This is a genomic window from Stappia sp. MMSF_3263 (assembly GCF_030733745.1).
In the GTDB taxonomy this organism is placed as follows: domain Bacteria; phylum Pseudomonadota; class Alphaproteobacteria; order Rhizobiales; family Stappiaceae; genus Stappia.
Genome location: NZ_JASHIK010000004.1, coordinates 263,327 through 269,602 on the forward strand (window position 1 = coordinate 263,327; position 6,276 = coordinate 269,602).

7 protein-coding genes are annotated in these 6,276 nt (G+C 67.1%); 3 read left to right on the forward strand and 4 right to left on the reverse strand.

The window, feature by feature from the left end; all coding sequences use genetic code 11:
- The first annotated feature begins 19 nt into the window (after window positions 1–19).
- Window positions 20–1,033: a YafY family protein gene (locus tag RBB46_RS07190; RefSeq protein WP_306028214.1), complete on the forward strand. Its 1,014-nt coding sequence runs from the start codon at window positions 20–22 to the stop codon at window positions 1,031–1,033.
- Here the strand turns inward: RBB46_RS07190 and RBB46_RS07195 are convergent.
- A complete protein-coding gene (locus RBB46_RS07195; protein WP_306028215.1) occupies window positions 1,016–1,822 on the reverse strand; it encodes an undecaprenyl-diphosphate phosphatase in 807 nt (268 codons plus the stop codon). The two genes, RBB46_RS07190 and RBB46_RS07195, sit on opposite strands and share 18 nt — an antisense overlap.
- Window positions 1,823–2,010: 188 nt before the next feature.
- Here RBB46_RS07195 and RBB46_RS07200 point away from each other — a divergent pair, with 188 nt between their 5' ends.
- Window positions 2,011–2,703, forward strand: coding sequence for a glutathione S-transferase family protein (locus tag RBB46_RS07200; protein ID WP_306028216.1), 693 nt, complete (start codon window positions 2,011–2,013; stop codon window positions 2,701–2,703).
- Entirely contained in the window at window positions 2,700–3,863 is a 1,164-nt protein-coding gene (queG, locus tag RBB46_RS07205; protein ID WP_306028234.1) for a tRNA epoxyqueuosine(34) reductase QueG, read from the forward strand. Before RBB46_RS07200 ends, queG begins: the two co-directional genes overlap by 4 nt.
- On the opposite strand, the gene RBB46_RS07210 is transcribed toward queG, so the two are convergent.
- The 3 genes from RBB46_RS07210 to RBB46_RS07220 all read right to left on the reverse strand — a co-directional run.
- Complete coding sequence (locus RBB46_RS07210; protein ID WP_306028217.1) at window positions 3,860–5,059, reverse strand: acyl-CoA dehydrogenase family protein; 1,200 nt, start codon at window positions 5,057–5,059, stop codon at window positions 3,860–3,862. The genes queG and RBB46_RS07210 overlap by 4 nt on opposite strands.
- 11 nt (window positions 5,060–5,070) lie before the next feature.
- Window positions 5,071–5,835 carry an SDR family NAD(P)-dependent oxidoreductase gene (locus tag RBB46_RS07215; RefSeq protein WP_306028218.1) on the reverse strand — a complete coding sequence of 255 codons (765 nt, stop codon included), beginning with the start codon at window positions 5,833–5,835 and terminating at the stop codon, window positions 5,071–5,073.
- Window positions 5,836–5,876: 41 nt separating this feature from the next.
- Window positions 5,877–6,276, reverse strand: a 400-nt coding sequence (locus RBB46_RS07220; RefSeq protein ID WP_306028219.1) for an RNA pyrophosphohydrolase, incomplete at its 5' end; no start/stop codon positions are given.

Here is a 6,276-nt window from a genome sequence, read left to right on the forward strand (position 1 = left end):
TGACGGCGAGGGAACAACGATGAACGCGATCGAGCGTGCGCTCGGTATCCTGCTCCTCCTGACGGGCGGTCAGCGCAGCGCCGTTGACCTCGCCCGGCGCTTCGACGTGTCGGTGCGCACCATCTATCGCGACGTCGACAGGCTGATGGCGCTTGGCATTCCCGTCGAGGCCGAACGCGGCGCCGAGGGCGGCTACCGGCTGGCGCGCGACTATATCCAGCCGCCGGTGGCGCTGACGCGCGGCGAGACGGCGGCGCTGCTGGTCGCCCAGGCCCTGGTGCGCGGCCTGAAGGCGACGCCGCTGGTGGCCGAACTCGACAGCGCCGAGGCGAAGCTGCTGGCCTCTCTGCCGCGCGCCGCCCGCGAGCTTTTCTCGCAAGGCGAGCGCATCGTCGGGATCGAGCGACCGCCCGCCGACATTTTCCACACCGAGCCGGAGACCGCCGGGCCTGGCGACATGCAGCGCGCGGTGGACGGGTTCATGCACGGGGTCCTGGCCTCCCGCCGGGTGCGCATCACCCATGAAAATCCCTATCGCGCCCGCGTCGTGGACTACGACATCGAACCGCACGGCATCCTGTTCGACCGGGACCGCTGGTATCTTTTCGGCCACGATGTCGATCTTGGCTCCGACAGGCTTCTGCGCGCCGACCGGGTGCGGGAGATCGAGGTCAGCGGCATGGCCTTCCGCCCGCGCGCCGCGCTGTCCGTGCAGAGCCAGATCGGCCGGGCATGGCTGTCGCGCGCCATGCGGCGCTGGGAACGGGAAGGGGAGGTCAGCGTGTTGCGCGTCACCCTGGACCAGGCGGGGCTGCTGCGGCGCGACTGGTATTATCGCCACGCGCTCTTTCGCGCGCCGCAGGGCGATCTTGTCGAGATCCGCATTCCCAATGTCGACCCGGCCGTGATCCTGCCGCTGGTCCGCTGGCTTGGCCCCGGCGCGGAACTTGTCGCACCGCAGGGCCTGCGCGCGCGCCTGGCCGACGAGCTTGCCGGGATGCGCGCTGCCTATGCCTCAGCCGACGAGATATAGGCCGGCAAAGCCCGCAAGCCCGACGGCGATGCGCCACCAGGCAAAAGGTGCGAAACCGTGCCGGCTGACGAAGTCGAGCAACCGGCGGACGACGAACACGGCGGTGACGAAAGCGGCGATGAAGCCGACGCCGATCACGGTGGCATCGTCGAGAGAGAGGATGTCGCGGTTCTTGTAGAGATCGTAGGCGAAGGCGCCGGCCATGGTCGGCATGGCGAGGAAGAAGGAGAACTCGGCCGCCGAACGCTTGTCGGTGCCCAGCAGCAGCGCGCCGGCAATGGTCGCGCCGGAGCGCGACACGCCGGGCACCATGGCGAGCGTCTGGAAGCAGCCGATCGCAAGGCACAGCCACAGCGGGTAGTCCATCGCGTTGGTATGGCGCACGCGCAAGGTCATCTTGTCGACAACAAGCAGGACTATGCCGCCCAGGATGAGCGTGGTGCAGATCAGCGCGGGCGACTCGAACAGCACCGCCTTGATGAAACCATGCGCCATGACGCCGATGATCGCGGCGGGCAGGAAGGCGAGCAGGATGCCGGCGACAAAGCGTCGTGCCGACGCCTGATGCGGCAGGGCAAGGGCGATGGAGAGAAGACGCTGGAAATAGACCGTGAGAATGGCAAGGATCGCGCCGAGCTGGATCAGCACCTCGAAAGTCTTGCCGGTGCTCTCGAATCCGATGAAATGTCCAAGCAGCAATATGTGGCCGGTGGACGAGACGGGGATGAATTCCGTCAGTCCCTCGACGAGACCGAGAACGAGCGCTCCGACCAGTGTGTCCGCTTGCATGGGAAGGGTCTCCGGAATTTTTTCTCGCGTGTGTCGCGCCTGTGCCGCACCCGGGGGAAAACCGGAGCGCGCACCGTGGAGGGTGATTGCCGCGTTGTACGATGGCAGCGCGCGGCGTATACGGGTCGCCTGCCGGTGCGGCCCTGTTTTGCACCGTTTGATTAACCGTAACCGGTTACGATCCTGTTATGCTGACATTGTATCGCCACCCATTCTCGCCCGTGTCGCGGTTCGTCCAGCTTGTGCTGTCCGAATACGGCGCCAAGGTGGAGCTTGTCACCGAACGTCCGTGGGAGCGGCGGCGGGGCTTCCTGATGCTCAATCCGGCGGGTTCCGTGCCGGTGCTGCAGGAAAACGACGGCCCCCCTGTATGCGGCGCCTTCGCCATCATGGAGTATCTCGACGAGACGCGCGGCTATGCTGTCGGCGACCGCCGGTTGATGCCGGACCATCCCGATGCCCGTGCCGAGACGCGCCGCCTCGTCGACTGGGCCGTCAACAAGCTGGACGCCGATGTCGTGGGTCCCTTCGTGCGCGAGCGGGTCTACAAGCAGGAAATGCGGGGGTCCGAGGGCGGCGGTTCGCCGGATTCGGCCGTCTTGCGCGCGGCGCGGTCCAATATCGGCCACCATCTGCGCTATTTCGGATATCTTGCCGCCTCACGCAACTGGCTTGCCGGCGAGCGGCTGACCTTCGCGGACTTCGCCGTCGCCGCCGAGCTTTCCTGCGCGGACTACCTGGGTGAGGTGCCATGGGCGGAGGAGGAAAACGTGAAGGCCTGGTACGCGCGCATCAAGTCGCGCCCGAGCTTCCGTCCGCTGCTGGCGGAAAAGATGCTGGGCATGCCCCCGGCGCCGGCCTACGCGGATCTCGACTTCTGAGCACGGGCAAGGCCGAACGTCTGAAGGACAGCCTGCTGGAAAAGGCCGCGGCGCTCGGCTTCGACGCCGCCCGGGTCGCCGATGCGGGCGCCGTTCCGCAAACCCCCTCCCGGCTGCGTGCATTCATCGCCGACGGTCATCACGGCACGATGCAGTGGATGGCGGAAACCGAGGAGCGCCGTGCGGCCCCTTCGGCGCTGTGGCCGGGCGCGCGGCGCATCGTCACACTGGCGCTGTCCTACACGCCGGACGGAGATCCCCTTGCCACCCTGTCGCGGGGCGACCGCGCGAACATTTCCGTCTATGCCCGCAACCGTGATTATCACGACGTCATCAAGGGACGGTTGAAGGAGCTGGCGCAGCATCTTCTGGCCCAGGCGCGGCGCATGGGGATCGAGGGGGAGGTCAAGGTCTTCGTCGACACGGCGCCGGTGATGGAGAAGCCGCTGGCGGAAGCCGCCGGCCTCGGCTGGCAGGGCAAGCACACGAACCTCGTCTCCCGTGACCTCGGTTCCTGGTTCTTTCTCGGCGAGATCTTCACCGATATCGACCTGCCGGTGGATACGCCCGAGCGCGACCATTGCGGGTCCTGTCGGGCCTGCCTCGATGCCTGCCCCACGGATGCCTTTCCCGCGCCCTACCGCCTCGATGCCAGGCGCTGCATCTCCTACCTGACGATCGAGCACGCCGGGCCGGTGCCGGAGGAGTTCCGCGCCGCCATGGGCAACCGCATCTATGGTTGCGACGATTGCCTCGCCGCCTGTCCCTGGAACAAGTTCGCGCAAACGGCACGCGAGGCGAAGCTGGCGGCGCGTGCCGACCTTGTCGCCCCGCCGCTTGCCGACCTCTTGCAGCTGGACGATGCCGCCTTCCGGGCACTGTTCTCCGGTTCGCCGGTCAAGCGCATCGGGCGCGACCGCTTCCTGCGCAACGTGCTGATCGCGGCCGGCAACTCGCTCGACCCGGCGCTTGTGCCGGGCATCGAGCCACGTCTCGCCGATGCAAGCCCCCTGGTGCGCGGGACCGCCGTGTGGGCGCTGTCACGCCTGCTGGAAGGGCAGGCCTTCGAGCATCTTGCGGACCGGCATGAACCCGGAGAGCCGGATGAGGATGTCCTGGCCGAATGGACGGCGGCCAGCCGCCGCGTTGCAGGTTCTTAACGCCAGTAGTCGTTGCCGGCCTGCTTGTAGAGCCGCGCCAGCACCATCTTGTGCACTTCCGAGGCGCCGTCCACCAGGCGCGCGGCGCGGGCGTAGCGGTAGATCCATTCCAGGATCGTATCGGTCGAGTAGCCGCGCGCGCCGTTGAGCTGGATCGCGGTATCGGCCGCCTGGTGCAGCGTGTCCGCCACATGGATCTTGGCCGATGAGACCTCGGCGCGGGCCTTGTCGCCCCGGTCGAGCTGCCAGGCGGCGTTGAAGACCAGCAGCCGGCCGATCTGGATGTTGTGGGCAAGTTCGCCAAGGGCCAGCTGCACCGATTCGCGCTCGCCCAGCCGCGAGCCGAACCCCTCGCGCCCGTCGACATAGTCCTGGGCGATCTCCATGCAGCGCTGGGCAAGGCCGAGCCAGCGCATGCAATGGGTCAGGCGTGCCGGGCCGAGACGGATCTGGGTCAGGCGGAGGCCGTCGCCGACCTCCATCAGCCGGTTCTCGTCGGCAATCTCGAGCCCGTCGAATTCCAGCTCGCAGACGCCGCCGTGCTCGTCCGGTCCCATGTTGCCGATGCGTCGGACGATCCGCCAGCCGGGCTGGTCCGCATGGAAGAGGAACCCGGTCAGATGTCGTCGCTTTTCCTCCTGGTTGGGGTCCGTACGGGCCATCAGGATGAAATGCTTGGCGACCGCCGCGCCGGAAATGAACCATTTGCGGCCGTGGATCCGCCAGGTGTCGCCATGGCGTTCGGCGCGGGTCTGGATCATGCCGGGATCCGAACCGCCGCCGGGATGGGGCTCGGTCATGGCGAAGGATGAATTGACCTTGCCCTCGACCACCGGCTGCAGCCACCAGTCCTTCTGCGCCGGCGTGCCGACCGCCTCGATGACGCGCATGTTGCCGTCATCGGGGGCCGCGCAATTGAAGCAGGCCGGGCCGAAGATCGACCGGTTGGCCTCCGTGTAGAAGATGCTCTGCCCGACCATGGAAAGCCCGAGCCCGCCGAGCGCTTCCGGCATTTGCGGTGCCCACAGCCCGGCCGCCTTGGCTTTCTCGCGGACCTGGTCGCGCAGCTCCATGCGGAGGTTATCGAACTCGTTGTAGTTCGCCCGGTCATCCTCCAGCGGCCTGACGTGTTCGGCAACGAAGGCGCGCACCTGGTCGCGCAGCTCGGCGTGACGGGGATCGATGCTGAAATCCATGGCTTCATTCCTCATGCAAGCAGGTGGCCGCCATCGACCGGGACGGCCGCCCCGGTCATGAAGCGCGAGGCGTCGCTCGCCAGCAACAGGAACGGACCGTCCAGATCCTCGAACCGGCCGATGCGGCGCATCGGGATCTGGCGGATCGTCGCCTTCCCCGCATTCGTCTCGAAATAGCCCTCGTTGATCTCCGTTTCGAAATATCCAGGCTCGATCGCGTTGACGCGGATGTTGTTGCGGGCGAATTCAAGTGCCAGCGCCTTGGTCATCTGCACGACGCCGGCCTTGGAGACGCAGTAGGACGCCGTGCCGAGGCTGACCCGTTCGCCCAGAATCGAGGCGATGTTGATGATGTTGCCGGGGGTGCCCGTGTCGCGCCAGTGGCGGGCGGTCGCGATCGCCATCAGCCAGACACCGCGCAGGTTCACCGACATGACCGCGTCGAAATCTTCGGCCGTCTGGTCAATGGCAAGGCCGCTGCGGGCGATGCCGGCATTATTGACGAGAATGTCGAGGCCGCCGAGTTTCGACACCACGTCGGCGACGCAGGCATGGATGGAAGCCCCGTCGCCGACATCGAGGCCGATGGCCACCGCTCGTTGCGCTCCCAGTTCTCCCAGTTCCGAGACGAGCTCCTCAAGGCGGTCCGTGCGGCGGGCGGCGACCGCCACCGAGGCCCCGTTCCGGGCCGCAACCCGGGCGAAATGGGCACCCAGTCCGCTCGATGCGCCGGTGATCAGTATCTTCCGGCCGGCAAGGTCGGCTTTGAAGGTCATGGGTTCCCCTGTCGTTGTGTTTGGAACGCCTGGCCTGGCGGTTACCGGGTCAGCGTGGAAAAGGCGCGCAGCACCTGCGTGTAGACGTCGCGCTTGAAAGGAATGACGAGCTCGGGAAGCTCCGCCGCCGGCCTCCAGCGCCAGTCGCAGAACTCCGCCTTGTGGCCGTCGGGCGGTGTCAGTATGTCGATCTCGGCCTCCTCGCCCTCGAAGCGGAACGCATACCATTTCTGCGTCTGCCCCTTGTAGCGGGCCGTGTGCTTGGTGGAGACCAGTTCCGCAGGATAGTCGTACGAAAACCACTGCGGCGCCTCGGCGAGCAGCGTGACGCTGCGGATCGAGGTCTCCTCGTAGAGCTCGCGTCGGGCGGCCGCCAGCGGGTCCTCGTCGGCGTCGATGCCGCCTTGCGGCATCTGCCAGCAATGGTCCGGGTCGGGGGGG

Bases quoted from the DNA above. Each gene is read 5' to 3' on its own strand.
- RBB46_RS07190 (WP_306028214.1), top strand. From the start codon at position 20: ATGAACGCGATCGAGCGTGCGCTCGGTATCCTGCTCCTCCTGACGGGC.
- RBB46_RS07195 (WP_306028215.1), bottom strand. From the start codon at position 1,822: ATGCAAGCGGACACACTGGTCGGAGCGCTCGTTCTCGGTCTCGTCGAG.
- RBB46_RS07200 (WP_306028216.1), top strand. From the start codon at position 2,011: ATGCTGACATTGTATCGCCACCCATTCTCGCCCGTGTCGCGGTTCGTC.
- RBB46_RS07210 (WP_306028217.1), bottom strand. From the start codon at position 5,059: ATGGATTTCAGCATCGATCCCCGTCACGCCGAGCTGCGCGACCAGGTG.
- RBB46_RS07215 (WP_306028218.1), bottom strand. From the start codon at position 5,835: ATGACCTTCAAAGCCGACCTTGCCGGCCGGAAGATACTGATCACCGGC.